Source organism: Vibrio sp. 14G-20, assembly GCF_026241515.1.
Classification (GTDB): domain Bacteria; phylum Pseudomonadota; class Gammaproteobacteria; order Enterobacterales; family Vibrionaceae; genus Vibrio.
The window spans coordinates 1-299 of record NZ_JAPHPW010000075.1 but is presented as its reverse complement, the minus strand read 5'-3'; the positions used below and the strand labels follow the sequence as shown (position 1 = coordinate 299).

At 45.5% G+C, this 299-nt stretch carries 1 rRNA gene; it reads left to right on the top strand.

The annotated features are described in order from the left end of the window. Positions 1–17: 17 nt before the first annotated feature. A 23S ribosomal RNA gene (locus OQJ75_RS22500) occupies positions 18–299 on the top strand; the annotation flags it as partial.

Below are 299 nucleotides of genomic sequence, written 5' to 3'. Positions count from 1 at the left end.
ACCCTTTCGGGTTGTATGGTTAAGTGACTAAGCGTACACGGTGGATGCCTTGGCAGTCAGAGGCGATGAAAGGCGTAATAACTTGCGATAAGCCCAGATTAGGTAGTAATAACCTTTTGAGTCTGGGATTCCTGAATGGGGAAACCCACTTACATAAGTAAGTATCCTGTTGTGAATACATAGCAACAGGAGGCAAACCGGGGGAACTGAAACATCTAAGTACCCCGAGGAAGAGAAATCAACCGAGATTCCGAAAGTAGCGGCGAGCGAAATTGGATTAGCCCTTAAGCTTTTAATGA